The sequence below is a fragment of the Streptomyces sp. NPDC017940 genome (assembly GCF_044328435.1).
Taxonomy (GTDB): domain Bacteria; phylum Actinomycetota; class Actinomycetes; order Streptomycetales; family Streptomycetaceae; genus Streptomyces.
On the sequence record NZ_JBIRHJ010000013.1, the window covers coordinates 29,756 to 49,469 of the forward strand.

The 19,714-nt window shown below is 73.7% G+C and carries 18 protein-coding genes; 13 read left to right on the forward strand and 5 right to left on the reverse strand.

The genetic code is table 11. From position 1 onward, the window contains the following. Positions 1-137 precede the first annotated feature (137 nt). The 4 genes from ACH4DX_RS32870 (at position 138) to ACH4DX_RS32885 (ending at position 4,278) form a co-directional block, all read left to right on the forward strand. Positions 138-878, forward strand: coding sequence for an ABC transporter permease (locus ACH4DX_RS32870; protein ID WP_398157766.1), 741 nt, complete (start codon positions 138-140; stop codon positions 876-878). After that, on the forward strand, positions 875-1,555 hold the full coding sequence (locus tag ACH4DX_RS32875; RefSeq protein ID WP_398123578.1) for an ABC transporter permease: 681 nt from the start codon (positions 875-877) through the stop codon (positions 1,553-1,555). The genes ACH4DX_RS32870 and ACH4DX_RS32875 overlap by 4 nt, the downstream gene beginning before the upstream one ends. A gap of 80 nt (positions 1,556-1,635) precedes the next feature. Next, positions 1,636-2,601 (forward strand): ABC transporter substrate-binding protein, encoded by a 966-nt coding sequence (locus ACH4DX_RS32880; protein WP_398157767.1) that lies wholly within the window; start codon positions 1,636-1,638, stop codon positions 2,599-2,601. Between the two features lie 165 nt (positions 2,602-2,766). Next, positions 2,767-4,278 carry a coiled-coil domain-containing protein gene (locus tag ACH4DX_RS32885; RefSeq protein WP_398157768.1) on the forward strand — a complete coding sequence of 504 codons (1,512 nt, stop codon included), beginning with the start codon at positions 2,767-2,769 and terminating at the stop codon, positions 4,276-4,278. Between the two features lie 153 nt (positions 4,279-4,431). Here ACH4DX_RS32885 and ACH4DX_RS32890 read toward each other — a convergent pair whose 3' ends face one another. Beyond that, positions 4,432-5,868 (reverse strand): PH domain-containing protein, encoded by a 1,437-nt coding sequence (locus tag ACH4DX_RS32890; RefSeq protein ID WP_398157769.1) that lies wholly within the window; start codon positions 5,866-5,868, stop codon positions 4,432-4,434. A 38-nt stretch (positions 5,869-5,906) separates the two neighbouring features. Then, positions 5,907-6,431 carry a PH domain-containing protein gene (locus ACH4DX_RS32895; protein WP_398123574.1) on the reverse strand — a complete coding sequence of 175 codons (525 nt, stop codon included), beginning with the start codon at positions 6,429-6,431 and terminating at the stop codon, positions 5,907-5,909. 63 nt (positions 6,432-6,494) lie between these two features. On the opposite strand from ACH4DX_RS32895, the gene ACH4DX_RS32900 reads away from it, so the two are divergent. Then, entirely contained in the window at positions 6,495-7,691 is a 1,197-nt protein-coding gene (locus ACH4DX_RS32900) for an NADH-quinone oxidoreductase subunit D (protein ID WP_398123573.1), read from the forward strand. Positions 7,692-7,756: 65 nt separating this feature from the next. On the opposite strand, the gene ACH4DX_RS32905 is transcribed toward ACH4DX_RS32900, so the two are convergent. Continuing rightward, on the reverse strand, positions 7,757-8,722 hold the full coding sequence (locus ACH4DX_RS32905; protein WP_398157791.1) for an SAM-dependent methyltransferase: 966 nt from the start codon (positions 8,720-8,722) through the stop codon (positions 7,757-7,759). 172 nt (positions 8,723-8,894) lie between these two features. On the opposite strand from ACH4DX_RS32905, the gene ACH4DX_RS32910 reads away from it, so the two are divergent. Beyond that, a complete protein-coding gene (locus ACH4DX_RS32910) occupies positions 8,895-10,097 on the forward strand; it encodes a sensor histidine kinase (RefSeq protein ID WP_398157770.1) in 1,203 nt (400 codons plus the stop codon). Between the two features lie 127 nt (positions 10,098-10,224). Beyond that, complete coding sequence (locus tag ACH4DX_RS32915; RefSeq protein ID WP_398123571.1) at positions 10,225-10,899, forward strand: response regulator; 675 nt, start codon at positions 10,225-10,227, stop codon at positions 10,897-10,899. A 58-nt stretch (positions 10,900-10,957) separates the two neighbouring features. Here the strand turns inward: ACH4DX_RS32915 and ACH4DX_RS32920 are convergent, their stop codons facing one another. After that, positions 10,958-12,067 carry a DUF5937 family protein gene (locus tag ACH4DX_RS32920; protein WP_398123570.1) on the reverse strand — a complete coding sequence of 370 codons (1,110 nt, stop codon included), beginning with the start codon at positions 12,065-12,067 and terminating at the stop codon, positions 10,958-10,960. Positions 12,068-12,351: 284 nt separating this feature from the next. Here ACH4DX_RS32920 and ACH4DX_RS32925 point away from each other — a divergent pair, with 284 nt between their 5' ends. After that, positions 12,352-12,588 (forward strand): hypothetical protein, encoded by a 237-nt coding sequence (locus ACH4DX_RS32925; protein WP_398123569.1) that lies wholly within the window; start codon positions 12,352-12,354, stop codon positions 12,586-12,588. Here the strand turns inward: ACH4DX_RS32925 and ACH4DX_RS32930 are convergent. After that, on the reverse strand, positions 12,548-13,744 hold the full coding sequence (locus ACH4DX_RS32930; RefSeq protein WP_398157771.1) for a threonine aldolase family protein: 1,197 nt from the start codon (positions 13,742-13,744) through the stop codon (positions 12,548-12,550). The two genes, ACH4DX_RS32925 and ACH4DX_RS32930, sit on opposite strands and share 41 nt — an antisense overlap. Positions 13,745-13,954: 210 nt before the next feature. Here ACH4DX_RS32930 and ACH4DX_RS32935 point away from each other — a divergent pair, with 210 nt between their 5' ends. Genes ACH4DX_RS32935 through ACH4DX_RS32955 form a run of 5 tightly spaced genes read left to right on the forward strand, consistent with a single transcriptional unit; the run spans position 13,955 to position 19,435 of the window. Continuing rightward, positions 13,955-14,887, forward strand: coding sequence for a Rossmann-like and DUF2520 domain-containing protein (locus ACH4DX_RS32935; protein ID WP_398157792.1), 933 nt, complete (start codon positions 13,955-13,957; stop codon positions 14,885-14,887). After that, the gene (gene panC, locus ACH4DX_RS32940; RefSeq protein ID WP_398157772.1) at positions 14,884-15,906 is read left to right on the forward strand and encodes a pantoate--beta-alanine ligase; all 1,023 of its coding nucleotides are present in this window, start codon (positions 14,884-14,886) and stop codon (positions 15,904-15,906) included. The genes ACH4DX_RS32935 and panC overlap by 4 nt, the downstream gene beginning before the upstream one ends. Next, positions 15,903-17,606 carry an L-aspartate oxidase gene (locus ACH4DX_RS32945; RefSeq protein WP_398123566.1) on the forward strand — a complete coding sequence of 568 codons (1,704 nt, stop codon included), beginning with the start codon at positions 15,903-15,905 and terminating at the stop codon, positions 17,604-17,606. Before panC ends, ACH4DX_RS32945 begins: the two co-directional genes overlap by 4 nt. Before the next feature lie 5 nt (positions 17,607-17,611). Then, positions 17,612-18,622 carry a carboxylating nicotinate-nucleotide diphosphorylase gene (nadC, locus tag ACH4DX_RS32950; RefSeq protein WP_398157773.1) on the forward strand — a complete coding sequence of 337 codons (1,011 nt, stop codon included), beginning with the start codon at positions 17,612-17,614 and terminating at the stop codon, positions 18,620-18,622. A 6-nt stretch (positions 18,623-18,628) separates the two neighbouring features. Further along, positions 18,629-19,435: a type III pantothenate kinase gene (locus ACH4DX_RS32955; RefSeq protein ID WP_398123564.1), complete on the forward strand. Its 807-nt coding sequence runs from the start codon at positions 18,629-18,631 to the stop codon at positions 19,433-19,435. Positions 19,436-19,714: the final 279 nt, after the last annotated feature.

The following is a 19,714-nucleotide window of genomic DNA, read 5'->3' on the forward strand; positions in this document are numbered from 1 at the left end:
GGTGTTGCGCCCGTACGAAGAGGGCCCCCGCGTATCGGAGATTGTCAGTGCTCGGGGTTAGGGTCGCCAGTCGGACGGACATGTGGGTTTCGGTACGTGTCCTGCATGGCGACGGGGTTTCGGGGGAGGCGGGGCGGGTGGGCAAGCGGGACTGCCTGGTGGCGAACGACTGGATCTGCGGTGAGTACATCCGCTCGCGCAGCCAGGAACTGACCGACGCGACGCTGGAGCATGTGGCGATCACGGGCACGTCCGTGCTGATAGGCGTGGCGGTCGCGCTGCCCCTCGCGCTCGTCGCGCGGCGCTGGCGCTTCCTCGCCGCCCCCCTCCTCGGCGTGACCACGGTGCTGTACTCGATCCCCTCGCTCGCGATGTTCTCGCTCCTGCTCCCCTTCTTCGGCCTCTCCGCCACCCTGGTCGTCACGGGCCTCGTGCTGTATTCGCTGACCATCCTGGTGCGGAACATCCTCGCGGGCCTCCAGGCGGTCCCCGAGGACGCCAGAGAGGCCGCCAAGGGCATGGGGTACGGCCCGCTGCGGCTCCTGTGGGAAGTGGAACTGCCGCTCGCGCTGCCCGCCCTGCTCGCCGGTGTGCGCATCACGACGGTGTCCACCGTGGCCCTCACCACCGTCGGCGCGATCGTCGACCACGGCGGCCTCGGCACCCTGATCCTCGACGGCCTCGACACCCAGTTCAAGGCGCAGGTGCTCACCGCCTCCGTGCTGTGCGTCGTCCTCGCCATCGCCGCCGACCTGCTGCTTCTCGCCCTCCAGCGGCTGCTCACGCCCTGGACGCGAGCCCATCGAATACGACCGGGCCGCTTCTCGCGCAAGGCGGGTGCGGCCAACAGCGTGGCCAAGGTGGCTGAGCCCGTATGAACGCGATATCCGGTGCCTACGAATGGCTGACCACGTCCGCCAACTGGCAGGGTGAGAAGGGGGTGTGGCACCGGCTCGCCGAGCATCTGTACTTCAGCGGCGTGTGCCTCGCCGCGGCCTGCCTGATCGCGCTGCCCGTCGCGCTGCTGCTCGGCCACATCGGCAAGGGCGGCGCGCTCGCGGTCAATATCTCCAATGTCGGCCGCGCGGTGCCCACGCTGGCCGTCCTGATCCTGCTCACGCTCACCCCGCTCGGCGAGCACGGGGACGTGCCCACGCTGATCGCCCTCGTCCTGTTCGCCGTGCCGCCCCTGCTGACCAACGCCTACATCGGCATGCGCGAGGTGGACCGCTCGGTGGTGGAGGCCGCGCGCGGCATGGGCATGAGCGGACGTCAGCTGTTCGCCCGGGTCGAGCTGCCGCTCGCGTACCCGATGGTCATGACCGGGATCCGGTCGGCCGCGGTGCAGGTGGTGGCCACGGCGACGCTCGCCGCGATGGCCGGTGAGGGCGGCCTCGGACGGATCATCACGGCCGGGTTCAACCTCCAGAACACCCCGCAGGTCGTCGCGGGCGCCTTCCTGGTGGCGCTGCTCGCGCTGCTCGTGGAGGGCGTCCTCGTCCTCGCGGGGCGGCTTCTCGATCCGATGCGGGGGCGGTCCCGGGTGAGCGACTGAGCCGGCCGGACCTTCCCCACGCTCGCAGCGAAAACTCTCGAAACAGTTCTCGACATGGTTCCCGAAATGGTGGTTCACCGATGAACAGCAGGACGCGTCGCGCACGACGGATGGCAGGGGCGGCAACAGCCGTCGTTGCGCTGACCGCGGGGCTCTCCGCGTGCGGCGGGGACAGCCTGGAGGACGACAAGGGGTCCGAAGGCGGCGGCAAGGGCAAGCTCGTGGTGGGCTCGGCGCGGTTCACCGAGCAGAAGGTCCTCGCCGAGCTGTACGCGGGCGTCCTGCGGGACGCCGGCTACGACGCCTCGGTCAAGACCGTGCAGAACCGCGAGGTGTACGAGCCCGAGCTGAAGAAGGGCACCATCGACGTCGCCCCGGAATACGCGGCCACGCTCACCGAATTCCTCAACCTGAAGAAGAACGGCGCCGACGCGAAGCCGGTGGCCTCCAGCGATATCGACGCGACGTACGGTGAACTCACCGAACTCGCCGAGCCGCGCGGCCTCAAGGCACTCCCCGCCGGTGCGGCCGTGGACCAGAACGCGTTCGCCGTGACCAGCGAATACGCGAAGGAACACAAGCTCAAGACGCTTTCCGATCTTGGAAAGTCCGGCGAGAAGGTCCGTGTCGCGGCCGGCGACGAATGCGAGACCCGGCCGTTCTGCGCACCGGGCCTGAAGAAGAAGTACGGCATCGACGTCACCGGAATCGACCCCAAGGGCGTCGGCACCACGCAGTCGAAGCAGGCCGTGAAGAACGGCACGGACCAGTTGGTCCTGACGACCACCACGGACGCGACGCTCAAGAACTTCGGCCTCGTGATCCTGGAGGACGACAAGAAGCTCCAGAACGCCGACAACATCCTCCCGGTCGTGAACGCCAAGGAGGCCGGTGACAAGAAGGTGGCCGCCGCCCTCGCCAAGGTCACCAAGGCGCTGACGACGGACGATCTCATCGAACTGAACCGCAAGGTCGACGAGGAGCGCCAGAAGGAAGCGGATGTCGCCAAGGAGTATCTGGAGTCGAAGGGCCTGATCAAGAAGTAGGCCCCGCGGCCGGCCCGGGTTGCGGAATCCCGGGGGAGCGGGGGAGGGGACGACGTGAACCCTCGTGGAGGAAGTGGCTCACTCGGGTGGGGAGTTGTGGTGGGGGCACCGGGAATTTGGCGGGCGAGGCACCAGACTTCGCCTACGCGCGGTAAGTTTCTGGCCATGCCACGTGGACGTCACCGCCATTCCCCCCCACTGCACAGGCTGCTTCCTCCGTCGGCGGTCGCAGGCTTCTCCCTCGTCTGCGCCGGCGGCGCCTGGATGTTCGCGGAACCCGTCGTGCTGCGCGGACTCGCCGCCGCCGCGGCGGCGAGCGCCGTCGTGGGCTCGGTCGTCATGCGTCAGTGGGACCGCGCGGCGGGCAAGCGGGTCGCGGAGCTCAGCCGCGCCCGCGCCGGTGACGAGTGGCGCTACGAGGAGCGGATAGCCGAGGCCGAGTCCGACCTCGAGGAGTCCCGGGAGCTGCGGACCAAGCTGGAGGCCAAGCTGCGCTCCAAGCGGACCGAGCTCGCGGCGCTGCGCAACGAACACGCGGCGCTGCTGCGGCGGTACGCGACGGCGGAGACCGAGCGGGCCAGCGCGCTCGAACGGCGCAGGCTCCTCGCCCTCGAGGCGTCGACGCCCACGCGGGCGGCGCTGCCCGCGGGGGCGCCCGCCGCGCAGGACGCGCCCTTCGGTGCGGGAACGGCTGCGCTGGAGGAAGCGGCTGACGGAGAGTCGGCGGAAGTTTCCACCGGATCGGTGGGAGTTCCCACCGGGTCGGTGGGAGTTCCCACCGGGTCGGTGGAGTCGTCCGGGCCTGTGGGGTCGGGTGCGTCGGCGGGGTCGGGTGAGTCGGCCGGGTCGGGTGAGTCGGCCGGGTCCGCCGAGCGCATGGGGTCCGCCGAGCGCGTGGGGCCGGGTGCGGCGGTGGGTGATTCCGCCGGTTCCGTTCCGGGCGCCGGGGCCCGGGGGGCGACCCGGCCGCCGGGCGCGAGCCCCAGTCCTTCGCTGTACGGGCGCGCCAACGTCGCGCTCGACCGCCTGGCACGGCCCGGCGTCTCGGCCACGCGGCCCACGGCGGCTGTCAACGGCACCGAGGTCGGCCCCGGCGCCGAGGCCGACGCCTCGGGCGCGGGTTCCGGTTCCGGCGCGGGCTCCGGCCCGGGTTCCGGCGCGGGCTCAGGCTCCGGTTCCGGCTCGGGTTCCGGCGACGCCGACGAGCCCGGTGACCCGGTCCACCCGGACCACACCACCGGCGCTTCCGCCCTCGCGGCGGCGCCCGGGACCGCCGACGAGCCGGTCCACGGCCACGGCCACGGCGAGGGCCGCGTCCGCGGTCACGAGCGTGCGGCCGGGGGCCACTTCACCGTTCCCGCCGCTGCGGCCGTGGTGCCGCCCGCGCGGGGGCGGCGGCTGCCGGGGGAGGGCGGTTTCGACTTCTTCGGTACGAAGAGCACGTCCGCGAAGAGCCCGGTGCCGGCCGCGCTGGACACCGTACAGAACGAGGACCTCGCCGACGTCGTGGGCGAGGAGGCCCTCGCGGTGCACAAGGCGGAGGCCGAGGCCGAGTTCAAGCCGTCGGACGCCGCGACGGACGCGGAGCGTGGCGTGGGCCAGGTCATCGACCTGACGGCGCACGACGAGACGGAACAGATCGACATGGAGGGCCTGCGCACGGCGCTGCGCGCGTAACGCACACGCGCAGCACACTCCGCGCACCCTGACCGGACGGCTGCCCGCGGTTTCCCCCGGCCCTGTGCTCCCGCCTCCGCCCCGCTGGGGGCGAGTGGCTCGGCCAGGGGCGGAACGGGTGGGCACGGTCCGCCCCCGCGGGCGGCCCCGGGCTCAGGCCATCCACCGGTCGGGCCGCGCCTCCCTGCGCCCCGTCCGGGACCGCTCGGCCTGGCCGTGGAGCAGCTCGGCCGCCTCGGCGGCGGGCCGGAGCCGCGCGGTCACCGTCCTGCCAGCCCCCGTGTCCACCCGCACGTCGGCCACGCCCTTGAACCGCTGCCAGGGCCCCTGCCCGAGCCGCACGCTCTGCACCTTCGCGTGCGGCACCAGCGAGAGCCGCCGCCGCAGCAGGCCGTGCCGCGCGGCGAACACGGCGTCGGTGACCGCGAGCCCGTACCCGTGCCACCACACGGGCACGCACCAGGCCGCCCGCGACGGCGGCGGCGAGAGCTCGGCGGCGGCGGGGACCCGCACCCCTGGCAGCACCTGCGAGATCACGGACTCGGCGACCGGCCGCGGGGCGACCGGCACCAGGACGCTGTTCGACGACCCCGCCACGTCCAGCTCGACCCGTACCCAGCCGAAGCGCCGCCACAGCAGCGGCTCGACGATCCGCACGGTCTGCACCCGCCCCGGTGGCACCGTCTCGTGCGCCTTGTCCAGGAGCCCGTGGTCGATGCGCAGGCCGTCGGGGGACTCGCCCACCCGCCAGTCGTACTCCGCGACGAAGCGGCCCACGCTGCTCGCGAATGCGCCGCCCAGCATGGGCAGGGCGGTCGCGATGACCGTCCACGCGTTGTGCGTGATCAGCCAGAGCACCGTCGGTACGACGAGCGCGGCCACCAGGAGCACCCAGGGGGCGCCGGTGAGCAGCAGGGACACGGCGAGCAGGCGCGGCTGCACGTGCAGCAGGTTGCGGGCCGGCGCCTCGCCGACGTCCCGCGCGGTCTCGGGGGCGAACCCGGCGGCGCGCGCGAGCAGTTCGGCGCGCAGCGCGGCGGCGTCCCTCTCGCCGAGGTAGGCCAGCTCGTCCTTCTTCTCCGTGCCGACGACGTCCAGCTTGAGCTTGGCGACACCCACGATGCGGGCGGCGAGCGGCTGGGTGACGTCGACGGCCTGGAGCCGGTCGAGCCGGATGTGCGCGGTGCGCCGGAACAGCAGCCCCGTACGGATCCGCAGTTCCGTCTCCGTGACGGCGAAGTGGGTGAACCACCAGCTCAGGAAGCCGTACAGGGCGCCGCCGACGATCACGACGAGGACGCCTGCGGCGAGGGTGAGCGCGGTCAGCTCGGACAGGCGGCGCTGGGTGCCGTCCGGGTCGTGGAAGGCCAGGCCGACGAGGATCGCGACGGGCGCCCAGGCGCGGCGCAGCGGGGTGACGGGGTGCAGCCGCCGCTCCCCGAGGCCGCCGGGGGGCGGGGCGCAGCCACCGTGGGCCGGGGCGTCGTCAGGGCTCCCCGGGCCGGTCTCACGGGTCACACCCGTCTCGCCCGTCTCGCTGGTCAAGCTCGTCTCACCGGTCTCACCGGTCGAGCCCGTCTCACCGGTCATCCCCGTCCCACCCGCCCCGGCAGGCTCAGCGGGCTCCCTCACAGCCCCGCCGATCGGGCCTCGCCGAGCTCCGTCAGGCGGTCGCGCAGCCGCTCGGCCTCGCTGGGGACGAGGCCGGGGATGCGGGCGTCCGTGGCGGCCGCGGCCGTGTGCAGCTGGACGCCTGCCAGGCCGAAGTACCGCTCAAGGGGGCCGGATGTGACCTCGACGAGCTGCATCCTGCCGTACGGCACGACGGTCTCCTCACGCCACAGCACGCCCCGGCTGATGAGGAGGTCGTCGGCCCGCTCCGCGTACCGCCACGAGCGCCAGTTGCGCCCCAGCATCGTCCAGCCCCAGGCCGCGAGCGCCAGCGGCAGCGCCCCGAAGGCGGCCCACGCCGGGCCCGCGAACAGCCCGAGCAGCACGCCGAGCGCCACCGCGACCGGAACCAGCCACACCACCAGCAGCATCCGGCGCATCGTCAGCACCCCGCGCGGCAGCCCGGTCCACCCGGGCGGCACGCCGTCACCTCCCGTGGCCCCCGTGGATTTCTCTGGCCCCGCCGCCGTCCCCGTCTCCATGCCCCAAGCGTACGTACGCCATCTGACACCGGCGTGTCCGCACGCGTACGACAGACTGGGGGCATGAGCCCCACGACGGAGCACACGCCCACGACGCGGCCGCCGCGGACGACCGGTCCCGCCGAGACCACCTTCGGCATCGGCGGCGCCGCGGAGAGCACCGACATGGTGCTGAACATCGGCCCCCAGCACCCGTCCACGCACGGTGTGCTGCGGCTGCGCCTGGTCCTCGACGGCGAGCGGATCGAGCGGGCCGAGCCCGTGATCGGCTATATGCACCGCGGCGCGGAGAAGCTCTTCGAGGCCCGCGACTACCGCCAGATCGTGATGCTGGCCAACCGCCACGACTGGCTGTCGGCGTTCTCGAACGAGCTGGGCGTCGTCCTCGGCGTGGAGCGGATGCTCGGCATGGAGGTGCCCGTGCGCGCGGTGTGGACGCGCACCCTCCTCGCCGAGCTGAACCGGACCCTCAACCACCTGATGTTCCTGGGCTCGTACCCGCTGGAGCTCGGCGGCATCACCCCGGTGTTCCACGCCTTCCGGGAGCGCGAGGAACTGCAAACCGTCATGGAGGAGGTCTCCGGCGGCCGCATGCACTACATGTTCAACCGTGTCGGCGGCCTCAAGGAGGACCTGCCCGCGGGCTGGACGGGACGCGCGCGCCTCGCCGTGGCCGCGGTGCGTTCGCGCATGGACGTGTACGACAGGCTCGTGCTCGGCAATGAGATCTTCCGGGGCCGCACCCGCGGTGTGGGCGTGCTCTCCGCGGAGGCGGTGCACGCCTACGGAGTGAGCGGTCCCATCGCCCGTGCCTCCGGAGTGGACTTCGACCTGCGCCGCGACGAGCCCTACCTGGCGTACGGGGAACTCGGCGACGTCCTGAAGGTGGTGACCCGGCAGGACGGTGACTGCCTGGCCCGCTTCGAGTGCCTCCTGGAGCAGACGCACAACGCCCTGGACCTCGCCGACGCCTGCCTCGACCGGCTCGCCGACCTGCCCCAGGGCCCCGTCAACCAGCGCCTGCCGAAGGTCCTCAAGGCCCCGGAGGGCCACACGTACGCGTGGACCGAGAACCCGCTCGGCATCAACGGCTACTACCTGGTCTCCAAGGGCGAGAAGACCCCCTACCGCCTCAAGCTGCGCTCTGCCTCGTACAACAACATCCAGGCGCTCGCCGAGCTGCTGCCGGGCACGCTGGTCGCCGACATGGTGGCGATCCTCGGGTCGCTGTTCTTCGTGGTCGGCGACATCGACAAGTAGGGCGCGGCTCTTCCGGCAGTGCGTGTCGCCCCCAGGCGTGCGTGGCTATCCCAGTAGGGCGACGCTCAGGGGCCGGTCACAAGGTCCAGTACGTCCGTCAGGTCGAGCTCCACCGGCTGCGCCAGCCAGCCGAAGTCCCCGAGCCCGCCCGGCGCCGTCAGCTCCGCCGCCTCGCCCGCGCGGGCCAGGGCCCGTACGTAGGCGGCCGGATCGCCGGAGGCGAGCGCGAGGGGCGGGCGGCCGCCGTGGACGCCGAGGGCGTGCAGGGCGGCGCGCTGGGTGCCGATGCGGGCCCCGGGCAGCGCGCAGGCGTCGAGGGCCACATGGGCGGTGACGTCGCGGCTGCCGTCCGGCACGGGCGGCTCCGCACGGCCCGCGCGGAAGCCCGCGAGGGTGCCGAAGGGCGGCCGGGCCGCGCGGGTGTGCGCGTAGTCGACGGCGACCGCGAGACCCCGCGTCAGGGTCGCCACCGCCGCCGCCCACGCCTCGTCCCGGGGGCGCCCGATCTCCGCGCGCAGACCCGGCTCGGCGCCGAGCGGCCACCAGCGCGCCAGCCAGGCGGCGTCCGGGCCCTCGACCGGGCCGCCGAGTTCCTCGGTGCCGTCGGTGTGCACCAGGACGCGGCGCGCCGCGCCGTCGGGCGCCCGCTCGGCCACGTCGAGGGGCACGTTGTCGAGCCACTCGTTGGCGAAGAGCAGGCCCGTCACACCGGCCGGGGGCGAGGCGCACCACCGGATGCGGGCGTCGAGCCCTTCGGGGCGTTCGACGCGCTCCACCGCGTACGCACGCGCGCGTGCCGCCACCTCGCCGGGCAGCGCCGCGAGGACGCCCGCCGTCAGCTCGCCGCGGCCCGCGCCCATGTCCACGAACGCGAGCTCCCCGGGGTGCCCGAGCGCGGTGTCGACCCGGCACAGGAGCCGGGCCACGGCAGCCGCGAACAGCGGTGAGGCGTGCACGGAGGTGCGGAAGTGCCCCGCGGGCCCCTCGGGGCGGCGGTAGAAGCCGCCGGGGCCGTACAGGGCGCTCTCCATGGCTTCCCGCCAGCCGCGCGGCGCGCCGGTTTGCCCAGCGCGGGCTCCTGCTGCCTCGTTCGTCACATCCCGAAGGCTATGTGGGCCTCCACCTTGGGGAGTACGAGAGGGTCCTACGGATCGGACCTCCGGTTGACCCGGGAGGGCTGATGGGTTGCCTACGCTGGGTTACGTGCAGCGCCTCTATGACTTTCTCCGCAGACACCCGACAGGAGTCGACGTCTTCTGGGCGTTCGTCCTGCTCGGCATCTCCGGGATCGGTGTGGTGGCCGTGGCCGAGTCCGACGGCCGCGACACGGCGCTCGGGTCGATACCGGTCGTCCTCGGTCTGTGCCTGGTGGTGGCGCTGCGGCGCCGGGCGGTCGAACGGATGCTGCTCCTCACCGCGGGCATCGGTGTCGTACAGATGATCTTCGATGTGGAGCCGGGGCCCGCGAACTTCGCGATGCTCGTGATCATCTACACGGCGGCGGCGGACGGTGCCTCCTGGGCCTCGCGGTTCGCCCTGGTCGGCGGGCTCGCGGCGGCGCCCCTGTCGCAGGTGCGCTGGCCCGAGACCACCGCGGGCGTCTGGGGCAACATCCTCTTCATGGTCTTCATGGTCGTGCCGTTCGCCCTGGCCTGGGTGCTCGGTGACTCCATCCGCACCCGCCGGGCCTACTTCGCCCAGCTGGAGGAGCGCGCCAACCGTCTGGAGAAGGAGCGCGAGGCGCAGGCCAAGGTCGCGGTCGCCGCCGAGCGCGCCCGCATCGCCCGCGAGCTGCACGACGTGGTCGCGCACAACGTCTCGGTGATGGTGGTGCAGGCCGACGGCGCCGCCTACGTCCTCGACGCGGCTCCCGACCAGGCCAAGCAGGCCCTCGCCACCATCTCGGGCACCGGCCGCCAGGCCCTCGCGGAGATGCGCAGGCTCCTCGGCGTACTGCGCACCGGCGAGCACGAGGAGAGCGGCGAGTACGTCCCGCAGCCGGACGTGGAACAGCTCGACGAGCTGATAGAGCAGGTGCGCGGCGCGGGCCTGCCGGTCGACTTCAAGGTCGAGGGCACCCCGCGCCCGCTGCCGAGCGGCGTCGAGCTCACCGCGTACCGCATCGTCCAGGAGGCGCTGACCAACACCCGCAAGCACGGCGGCGAGAACGCCGGTGCGAGCGTCCGGCTCGTCTACTTCGACGACGGCCTCGGGCTGCTCGTGGAGGACGACGGCAAGGGCGCCCCGCACGAGCTGTACGAGGACGGCGGCGCCGACGGCAGCGGGCACGGCCTGATCGGCATGCGGGAGCGTGTCGGCATGGTCGGCGGCACCCTGGACGCCGGGCCGCGTCCCGGCGGCGGATTCCGCATCAGCGCGCTGCTCCCCCTGAAACCCGCACACTGACACCTGTCACTGGTGGACTCCCCGCCGCCCCGGCGGCCCCCGGCCGCCACGACCGTCGCCCGCCCGCACCCAGCCACGCATCGTCCGCGATGATGTCCTGACGAACCCCCCATGAAGGGACCCCTTGATGTCGATCCGCGTGATGCTCGTCGACGACCAGGTGCTGCTGCGCACCGGGTTCCGGATGGTGCTGGCCGCGCAGCCGGACATGGAGGTCGTCGCGGAGGCCGGGGACGGCGTGGAGGCGTTGCAGACGCTGCGGGCCACCGCGGTCGACGTGGTCCTGATGGACGTCCGCATGCCGAAGCTGGACGGCGTGGAGACGACCCGGCGCATCTGCTCCGACGACAACCCGCCCAAGGTGCTCATCCTGACCACCTTCGACCTCGACGAGTACGCCTTCTCCGGGCTGAAGGCGGGTGCGTCCGGGTTCATGCTCAAGGACGTGCCGCCCGCCGAGCTGCTCGCCGCGATCCGGGCCGTCCACAGCGGCGACGCCGTCGTCGCGCCGTCCACGACACGGCGCCTGCTCGACCGCTTCGCGCCCATGCTGCCCGCGGGTACCGGACAGCCCCGGCACAAGGAGCTGGAGCGGCTCACCGAACGCGAGCGCGAGGTCATGGTGCTCGTCGCGCAGGGCCTGTCGAACGGCGAGATCGCGGCGCGCCTCGTCCTCTCCGAGGCGACCGTGAAGACGCACGTGGGCCGCATCCTGACCAAGCTCGGGCTGCGCGACCGCGTGCAGGTGGTCGTGCTCGCGTACGAGACGGGGCTCGTGCGGGCGGGCGGCGGCGGAGGCTGACGCCCGGCGGGGCGCGTCCGTCAGCGCAGGACGCCCTCCGCCCGGCGGGGCGCGTCCGTCAGCGCAGGACGCCCTCGATGAACTCGGTGCCGAGCCGGGAGACCACGCCCAGGTCCAGCTGGTGCTGCACGTACCGGCCGCGGCGGCGCGTGGTGATCAGCTCGGCCTTCTTCAGGACGCTCAGGTGCCGGGATATCTCCGGCGCGGTCATGCCGTGGGCGTCGGCCAGCTCCCCCGTGGTGTACGAACCCCGGGCCAGATGGCGGCAGAGGCGCATCCGGACCGGGTGGGAGAGGGCGGCCATGCGGCGGGTCAGCTGCTCCACGGAGGCGGGGGCGGCGAGGCCGGGGGAGTTCACGGGGTAGGTGATCGAGGACTGCCAGCCGTACCGGTGCAGGACGAGCAGGTGGGGCCAGCCGAGGCTGGTGGGCACCAGGACCAGGCCGCCCTCGCCCGTCCTGGTGTGGCCCACGGCCATCTTGTCGATGGTGATCCTGCGGGCCTGTTCGTCCAGGTCCACCGCTCCGGAGATGGCCTTCAAGGCCTCGTCCAGTCCCTTGCGGCGCAGCAGTTCGGTCTTGTGGCGGGCGTCGGCGGCCAGTTGCTGGCTCACGCGGGACCAGGTGTCCGCGAAGAACGCCTCGTCGCAGTCCTCGAGGAGCTGCCGGAACCAGGCCCGCACCACGGGCGGGTCGTCGAGCAGGCGCTTGGTGAACCGCACCTGGTGGTCGCCGCGGGCGGCCGCGAGGTCCAGGGCGTGCCGGCGGGTCTCCGGGTCGTTCAGCGGGTCCGTGGCGCGCTGGGTGTCGTACGCCAGCTGGCAGGTGAACTCCAGGGCCGCGTCGACGAACTGCTCGTCCGTCAGCTTGTCGAGCAGGTCGAGCTCCTCGGCGAGGGTGGCGCCGGGCAGCGTGCCCTTGCCGGGGATGCCCGCGAACGGGGCGAAGACGTCGGAGAACGTCGTCCGCCACAGGAAGTCCGCCTCGCACATGCGGTCCGCGAGGCGCGGGTCCAGGCGCGTGCTGACGGCTGTCGCCCAGCCCTGGAGCCCCGGGTGGTGACCGGGCTCCGACAGCGCGTGCAGCGCCATGCCGAGCTCGGCGAGGGGCGAGGGCACGACATGGATGCGGTCCGGTGTCAGGCCGGTGATGTCGATGCTCACGCTCATGGTCCCCATGGTGCACCGCGCCACTGACATCGCCGCCGTCGATTGACGGTCGGCGTCAATTGGGGCGACCTGGCCCCTGTGCCCTGTGCAGGGTGGAGTCATCGCCGGGGCCGCGACGGTGCCGCCCCTTCCGACCGGGGCCGCGCCCCTCTCCCCCCGTCCAGCCCTGCGGGCCTCGTCATCGAACGCCGGACGGGCTGCGACTGCCTCTTCCCGACCACGCAGCAGCAGAGCTGCCCACGCATTGTCCGTTTAGTACTATTCATCATGAAAGGCCTCACCTCATGAGCGTCACCCAGCAGTACCTGCTCGACACCTACCGCGCCGCCCAGCACGGCGAGCCGGCACCGCCCGCCCCCGGGGCCCACGACTGGCAGGTCGTGCGGGAGGTGCGCGACTACGGGCGCTTCAACGCCGTGGTGCGGGAACGGCCCGCGCGGGGCCGTGCCCGTGCCGCCGTGCTGCGGTACCTCCGGGTGCTCAGGGGAGGCGGCGCACGAACTCCGCGACCGCTGCCCTGACGTCGTCGGCGGTCCACGCGAGGCCGGGACCGTTCACGGTGACCTCCGTGACGGACAGGCCCGGCGGGCCGTCGGGGTACCAGCGCCAGAACAGCTGGGTGCCGGTCTCCTCGGCCTGCGTGAGCGCCGCCTCGTTCAGGACCTCGGCCGTGTACGGGAGCCAGCACTGGAACTGGTGGGTGTGCGGCGGATCGGGGTGCACGCGCGACCACGGCACCCGCGCGGACGCGAAGCCGTCGCGCAGCGCGCCGGCGACCACGCGCGCGTGGGCGACGTACTCCGGTAGGCGCGGCAGCACGTGCTCGAGGCCGAGCAACGCCGAGAGCGCCGTCGGGAACTGCTGGAACATCAGCCCGCCGTACCGGTGCCGCCAGGCGCGGGCCTCGTCGGCCAGGGACCGGGGGCCCGCGAGCGCGGCGCCCGCCATGCCTTCGAGAGACTTGTAGAACGACACATAGACGCTGTCGGCGAGAGCCGCGATCTCCGTCAGCGGCCGTCCGAAGTGCGTCGTGCACTCCCACAGGCGCGCCCCGTCGAAGTGCACCACGGCGTCGCGTTCGCGCGCCGCCGCCACCACATCGGTGAGCTCCTGCCACTCGGGCAGGACGAAACCGGCCTCCCGCTGGGGCAGTTCCAGCATCAGCGTGCCGAACGGCTCCTCGAAGTCGAGGACCTCCGCGGCCGTGGGCTGGCGCGGCTCGTCCGTCGGGTGCACGGTGCGCAGACCGCTCACCACGGAGAGGGCGCCCGCCTCGTGCACCTCCGGGTGCGAGCGCGGGTGCAGGGCCACCGTCGCGTTGCCGGTGCGCCCCGCCCAGCAGCGCAGCGCGACCTGCTGGGCCATGGTGCCGGTGGGGAAGAAGACGGCGGCCTCCGTACCGAGGAGCCGGGCGACCTCCTCCTCCAGGTCGGCGACGACCCCGTCCCCGTACATGTCACTCGGTCGCCCCAGGTCCGTGACCTCCGCGGCGCCCGCCGTCAGGGCGGTGAGGCGCTCGGCCAGGGTCACCGCCGTCGGGGGCAGCGCCAGGATCCGTTCGGCGTCGCGGGCGGCGGCGATCCGCCGCGCGCCCTCGTCCGGCTGCTCCTGCCCGGCGGCGCCCTCGCGGACGTCGCCGGTGCCTTCGCGGTCGTCCCGCGGCTCGTGTGCGGTCATCCACAGATCATCGCGCGCGGTCCTACGAATGCCCACAGCCTGTGGACAGCCGACGGCGCGGCCTCGAGCAATAGCGTTAGCATGACGAGAAATCGTCCGGTACCCCGAGCGGACTGGAACGGAAGGCGTCATCGCGTGAACGCATCTCACCGGCCCGAGCAGCCGCCACAGGCCCGGTCGGACCCCAGGAACCGGCCCGCCAGGCTCACTGTGGGCGTCGTCGGAGCGGGCCGCGTCGGCCCGGCGCTCGCCGCGTCGCTGGACCTGGCCGGGCACCGCCCGGTGGCCGCGTCCGGTGTGTCCGAGAGCTCGCGGCGGCGCGCCGCCGCGCTGCTGCCCGACGTGCCGCTCGTCTCGCCCTCCCAGGTCCTCGAGCGTGCCGACCTGGTGCTGCTCACCGTCCCCGACGACGCCCTTCCCGGTCTCGTCGAGGGCCTCGCCGAGACCGGCGCGGTGCGCCCGGGACAGCTCCTGGTGCACACCTCCGGGCGGTACGGCACGAAGGTCCTCGAACCCGCCCTGCGCGCGGGCGCGCTGCCCCTCGCCCTGCACCCCGCCATGACGTTCACCGGCACCCCCGTCGACGTACAGCGCCTGGCGGGCTGCTCCTTCGGCGTGACCGCTCCCGAAGAGCTGCGGCTCGCCGCGGAGGCCCTGGTCATCGAGATGGGCGGCGAGCCCGAGTGGATCGCGGAGGAGGCCCGTCCGCTCTACCACGCCGCGCTCGCCCTCGGCGCGAACCACCTGGTCACCCTGGTCGCCGAAGCCATGGAGCTGCTGCGTGACGCGGGTGTGGGCGCCCCCGACCGGATGCTCGGCCCGCTGCTCGGCGCGGCGCTCGACAACGCCCTGCGCTCCGGGGACGCGGCCCTGACGGGACCCGTCGCGCGCGGGGACGCGGGCACGGTCGCCGCGCACGTCGCCGAGCTCCGCAAGCACGCCCCGGGGACCGTCGCGGGCTATCTGGCGATGGCACGCGCGACCGCCGACCGCGCGCTCGCCCACGGCCTGCTCAAGCCGGAACTCGCCGAGGACCTGCTGGGGGTGCTCGCGGGCGGGGTGACGGCACCGGGCGGCTCCGGCGGCCCGGGTGGGCCGGGTGGGCCGGGTGGCTCCGGCGGCCCCGCCGGAGGGCAGCGATGAGCACCGCGCTCCTGCACACCGCCAAGGACCTGCGCGCCCGTACGCGCGCCGGGCGCCGGGTCGTCGTCATGACCATGGGCGCCCTGCACGAGGGCCACGCCACGCTCGTCCGCACCGCACGGCGGACGGCGGGGCCCGGCGGCGAGGTCGTCGTCACCGTCTTCGTGAACCCCCTGCAATTCGGTGCGGGCGAGGACCTGGACCGCTATCCGCGCACCCTCGAAGCCGACGTCGAGATCGCCGCGCAGGCCGGCGCCGACGTCGTGTTCGCCCCCGCAGTGGAGGAGGTCTATCCCGGCGGCGAGCCGCAGGTACGGGTCACCGCGGGCCCCATGGGCGACGTCCTCGAAGGAGCCACGAGGCCCGGGCACTTCGACGGCATGCTCACCGTCGTCGCCAAGCTCCTGAACCTCACCGCACCGGACGTGGCGCTGTTCGGCCAGAAGGACGCCCAGCAGCTCGCCCTGATCCGCCGCATGGTCCGCGACCTGAACTTCGACGTGGAGATCGTCGGCGTGCCGACGGTGCGCGAGGACGACGGCCTCGCCCGCTCCAGCCGCAACCGCTACCTCTCGCCGGACGAGCGCCGCACCGCGCTCGCGCTGTCCCACGCCCTGTTCGCGGGCCGCGACCGGCACGCCGCCCAGGAGGCGCTGCGCGCCCGCGCCGCCCTCGCGCCCGCCACCCACGCGCGCGTGGACGGCCTCAACGCCCTCGGCGAGGCCCGCGCGGCCGCCGACGCCCACGCGGTCGCCGCCGCCCTGCCGACCGGACCCGCCACCCCGCCCACCGGACCGATCGGCCCGGACGCCGTGCGCGCCGCCGCCCGGCAGGTCCTCGACGAGGCCGCGCGCCTTCGCCCGCCGCTCGTCCTCGACTATCTGGCGCTCGTCGACCCGTCCGACTTCCAGGAGATCGACGGCGGCCACCGGGGCGACGCCGTGCTGGCCGTCGCCGCCAAGGTCGGCACGACCCGCCTGATCGACAACATCCCGCTCACGTTCGGAGCCCCCGCATGAGTGCTACCGGCATACGCCTGTACGCCCCCGCTCCCGGCTGGTCGCTGGATGCCGACGTCGTGGTCGTCGGCTCCGGAGTGGCCGGCCTGACCGCGGCCCTGCGCTGCTCGGCCGCGGGCCTGAGGACCGTCGTCGTCACCAAGGCGCGCCTGGACGACGGCTCCACGCGCTGGGCCCAGGGCGGCATCGCGGCGGCGCTCGGCGAGGGCGACACCCCGGAGCAGCACCTGGACGACACCCTCGTGGCGGGCGCCGGCCTGTGCGACGACGAGGCGGTGCGCGTCCTCGTCACCGAGGGCCCCGCCGCCGTACGCCGCCTCATCGAGACCGGCGCCCACTTCGACCGGTCCGCCGAGGGCGCCCTGGCGCTCACCCGCGAGGGCGGCCACCACCGCCGCCGCATCGCGCACGCGGGCGGCGACGCGACCGGCGCGGAGATCTCCCGGGCCCTGGTCGAGGCGGTCCGCGCGCGCGGCATACCCACGGTCGAGAACGCCCTGGTCCTGGACCTCCTGACGGACGACGAGGGGCGCGCGGCCGGCGTCACCCTGCACGTGATGGGCGAGGGCCAGCACGACGGCGTCGGCGCCGTGCGGGCGCCCGCCGTGGTGCTCGCCACCGGCGGCATGGGCCAGGTCTACTCCGCGACCACGAACCCCTCGGTGTCCACCGGCGACGGGGTCGCGCTCGCCCTGCGCGCGGGCGCCGAGGTCTCCGACCTGGAGTTCGTGCAGTTCCACCCCACGGTGCTCTTCCTGGGCGCGGACGCCGAGGGCCAGCAGCCGCTCGTCTCCGAAGCCGTGCGCGGCGAAGGCGCCCACCTGGTGGACGCCGACGGCGTGCGCTTCATGGTGGGGCAGCACGAACTGGCCGAGCTCGCACCGCGCGACGTCGTCGCCAAGGGCATCACGCGCCGCATGCGGGAACAGGGCGCCGAGCACATGTACCTGGACGCCAGGCACTTCGGCCCCGACATGTGGGCGACGCGCTTCCCCACGATCCTGGCCGCCTGCCGCGCCCACGGCATCGACCCCGTCACCGAGCCCGTCCCGGTCGCCCCCGCCGCCCACTACGCCTCCGGCGGTGTCCGCACCGACCTGCACGGCCGCACCACCGTCGCGGGCCTGTACGCCTGCGGCGAGGTCGCCTGCACCGGCGTGCACGGCGCGAACCGGCTCGCCTCCAACTCCCTCCTGGAGGGCCTGGTCTACGCCGAGCGCATCGCCGACGACATCGCCGCCCTGCACGCCGCCGGCGCCCTCCCCGCGCGCGTGCCCGCCGACACGACGCCGCCGGAGCGCCCGTCCCACCCGCTGCTGCCCCCCGAGGCCCGCTTCACCATCCAGCGCGTGATGACCGGGGGCGCGGGCGTGCTGCGCTCCGCCGAGTCCCTCGCCGAGGCCGCCGAGCGCCTCGCCGCCGTCCACGCCGACGCCGCGGGCGCGCTCGCCGAGCACGGCAAGACCGCCGAACCCGGCGTGGACACCTGGGAGACCACCAACCTGCTGTGCGTCGCCCGCGTCCTGGTGGCGGCGGCACAGCGGCGCGAGGAGACTCGTGGCTGCCACTGGCGCGAGGACCACGCGGACCGCGACGACGCGGCGTGGGGCCGCCACATCGTCGTCCGCCTCGACCCCGACAGGGCCCTCACCACCCGTACCACCGACAACGCCCGATTCCCGAGCACCCAGGAGCAGTGACCGACGTGAGCACCCCCGACCTCCCCCTCGCCGACGGCGACGGCGGCTGCGGCGACGCCTGCGGCTGCGGCGACGCGGCGCCCGACGCGATGGAGTGCGGCCTCGACCCCTCGCTCGCCCGGATGCTGGCCGACGCGGGCCTCGACCCCGTCCAGATCGAGGACATCGCGCACCTCGCCATCGCCGAGGACATGGAGTTCTCGCCGGACGCCGTGGACGTCACGACCCTCGCCACCATCCCCGCTGACGCCGTCGCCACCGCCGACTTCACCGCCCGCCAGGCGGGCACCGTCGCGGGCCTGCGCGTCGCCGAGGCCGTCCTGTCCGTCGTCTGCGAGGACGAGTTCGAGGTCGAGCGGCACGTCGAGGACGGCGAGCGCGTCGAGGCCGGGGACGTGCTCCTGAGCGTCACCACCCGCACCCGCGACCTGCTCACCGCCGAGCGCAGCGCGCTGAACATCCTGTGCCGCCTGTCCGGCATCGCCACCGCCACGCGCGCGTGGGCGGACGCCCTGGAGGGCACCGGCGCCAAGGTCCGCGACACCCGCAAGACGACGCCGGGGCTGCGCTCCCTGGAGAAGTACGCGGTACGCATGGGCGGCGGCGTCAACCACCGCATGTCCCTCGCCGACGCCGCCCTGGTCAAGGACAACCACGTGGTCGCGGCGGGCGGCGTGACCCAGGCGTTCAAGGCCGTACGGGAGATGTTCCCGGGCGTGCCGGTCGAGGTCGAGGTGGACACGCTCCACCAGCTGCGCGAGGTCGTGGACGCGGGCGCCGACCTGATCCTCCTGGACAACTTCACGCCCGGCGAGACGGCGGAGGCCGTCGCCCTCGTCGCGGGCCGCGCCCTCCTGGAGTCCTCCGGCAGGCTCACCCTGGACAACGCCGTCGCCTACGCGCGCACCGGCGTCGACTACCTCGCCGTGGGCGCCCTCACGCACTCCTCGCCCATCCTCGACATCGGCCTCGATCTGAGGGAGGCCGCCGCGGCCCCCGCGCGCGAGGCGGAGTAGCCCGCCATGCTCCTGACGATCGACGTAGGCAACACCCATACGGTTCTCGGCCTGTTCGACGGCGAGGACATCGTCGAGCACTGGCGCATCTCCACCGACGCCCGCCGCACCGCCGACGAACTCGCGGTGCTCCTCAGGGGCCTGATGGGCATGCACCCGCTGCTCGGCGGCGAACTCGGCGACGGCATCGACGGGATCGCGATCTGCTCCACCGTGCCGTCCGTCCTGCACGAGCTGCGCGAGGTCACCAGGCGGTACTACGGAGACGTGCCCGCGGTCCTCGTGGAGCCCGGCATCAAGACCGGGGTGCCCATCCTCATGGACAACCCCAAGGAGGTCGGCGCCGACCGCATCATCAACGCGGTCGCCGCGGTCGAGCTCTACGGAGGACCCGCGATCGTCGTGGACTTCGGTACGGCCACGACGTTCGACGCGGTGTCCGCGCGCGGGGAGTACGCCGGCGGGGTCATCGCCCCCGGCATCGAGATCTCCGTGGAGGCGCTCGGCGTACGCGGCGCGCAGCTCCGCAAGATCGAGCTGGCCCGGCCGCGCAGCGTCATCGGCAAGAACACCGTGGAGGCCATGCAGGCGGGCATCCTGTACGGCTTCGCGGGCCAGGTCGACGGCGTCGTACGGCGGATGGCGCGCGAGCTCGCGGGGCCCGGCGGGGACCCGGAGGACGTCACGGTGATCGCCACGGGCGGGCTCGCTCCCATGGTGCTCGGCGAGGCGTCCGTCATCGACGAGCACGAGCCCTGGCTGACGCTGATCGGACTGCGGCTCGTGTACGAGCGGAACGTGTCACGCGGCTGAGCACCGATTTTGCGCCGAGGAGTGCGGCTCGTCGCCCACTTTTCGCTTACGTCGGGCAATCTGTGTCCGTCTCCAACAGGCTGGGCGGGGACGGATGTCGACCGGCTGTCTTGTGCGGGTGTTCGAGTGGGCGTGGGGCTGATGAGGCGCGGGGTGCGGCTGGGCGTGGTGACGGCCGCGGTGGTGGTGGCGTGGGCGGGGGGTGGCGTCGGGGCCCGGTTCGGGGCCCCGGCCGCGGCACCACTCCACGGCACGCCCGCGCCCACCGCACCCACCGGG

Coding starts and splice junctions, on each gene's coding strand:
- ACH4DX_RS32905 (WP_398157791.1), bottom strand. CDS start 8,722: ATGGAGAGCGCCCTGTACGGCCCCGGCGGCTTCTACCGCCGCCCCGAG.
- ACH4DX_RS32920 (WP_398123570.1), bottom strand. CDS start 12,067: ATGAGCGTGAGCATCGACATCACCGGCCTGACACCGGACCGCATCCAT.
- ACH4DX_RS32885 (WP_398157768.1), top strand. CDS start 2,767: ATGCCACGTGGACGTCACCGCCATTCCCCCCCACTGCACAGGCTGCTT.
- ACH4DX_RS32925 (WP_398123569.1), top strand. CDS start 12,352: ATGAGCGTCACCCAGCAGTACCTGCTCGACACCTACCGCGCCGCCCAG.
- ACH4DX_RS32945 (WP_398123566.1), top strand. CDS start 15,903: ATGAGTGCTACCGGCATACGCCTGTACGCCCCCGCTCCCGGCTGGTCG.
- ACH4DX_RS32875 (WP_398123578.1), top strand. CDS start 875: ATGAACGCGATATCCGGTGCCTACGAATGGCTGACCACGTCCGCCAAC.
- ACH4DX_RS32955 (WP_398123564.1), top strand. CDS start 18,629: ATGCTCCTGACGATCGACGTAGGCAACACCCATACGGTTCTCGGCCTG.
- ACH4DX_RS32915 (WP_398123571.1), top strand. CDS start 10,225: ATGTCGATCCGCGTGATGCTCGTCGACGACCAGGTGCTGCTGCGCACC.
- ACH4DX_RS32880 (WP_398157767.1), top strand. CDS start 1,636: ATGAACAGCAGGACGCGTCGCGCACGACGGATGGCAGGGGCGGCAACA.
- panC (WP_398157772.1), top strand. CDS start 14,884: ATGAGCACCGCGCTCCTGCACACCGCCAAGGACCTGCGCGCCCGTACG.
- ACH4DX_RS32895 (WP_398123574.1), bottom strand. CDS start 6,431: ATGGAGACGGGGACGGCGGCGGGGCCAGAGAAATCCACGGGGGCCACG.
- ACH4DX_RS32890 (WP_398157769.1), bottom strand. CDS start 5,868: ATGACCGGTGAGACGGGCTCGACCGGTGAGACCGGTGAGACGAGCTTG.
- ACH4DX_RS32900 (WP_398123573.1), top strand. CDS start 6,495: ATGAGCCCCACGACGGAGCACACGCCCACGACGCGGCCGCCGCGGACG.
- ACH4DX_RS32930 (WP_398157771.1), bottom strand. CDS start 13,744: ATGACCGCACACGAGCCGCGGGACGACCGCGAAGGCACCGGCGACGTC.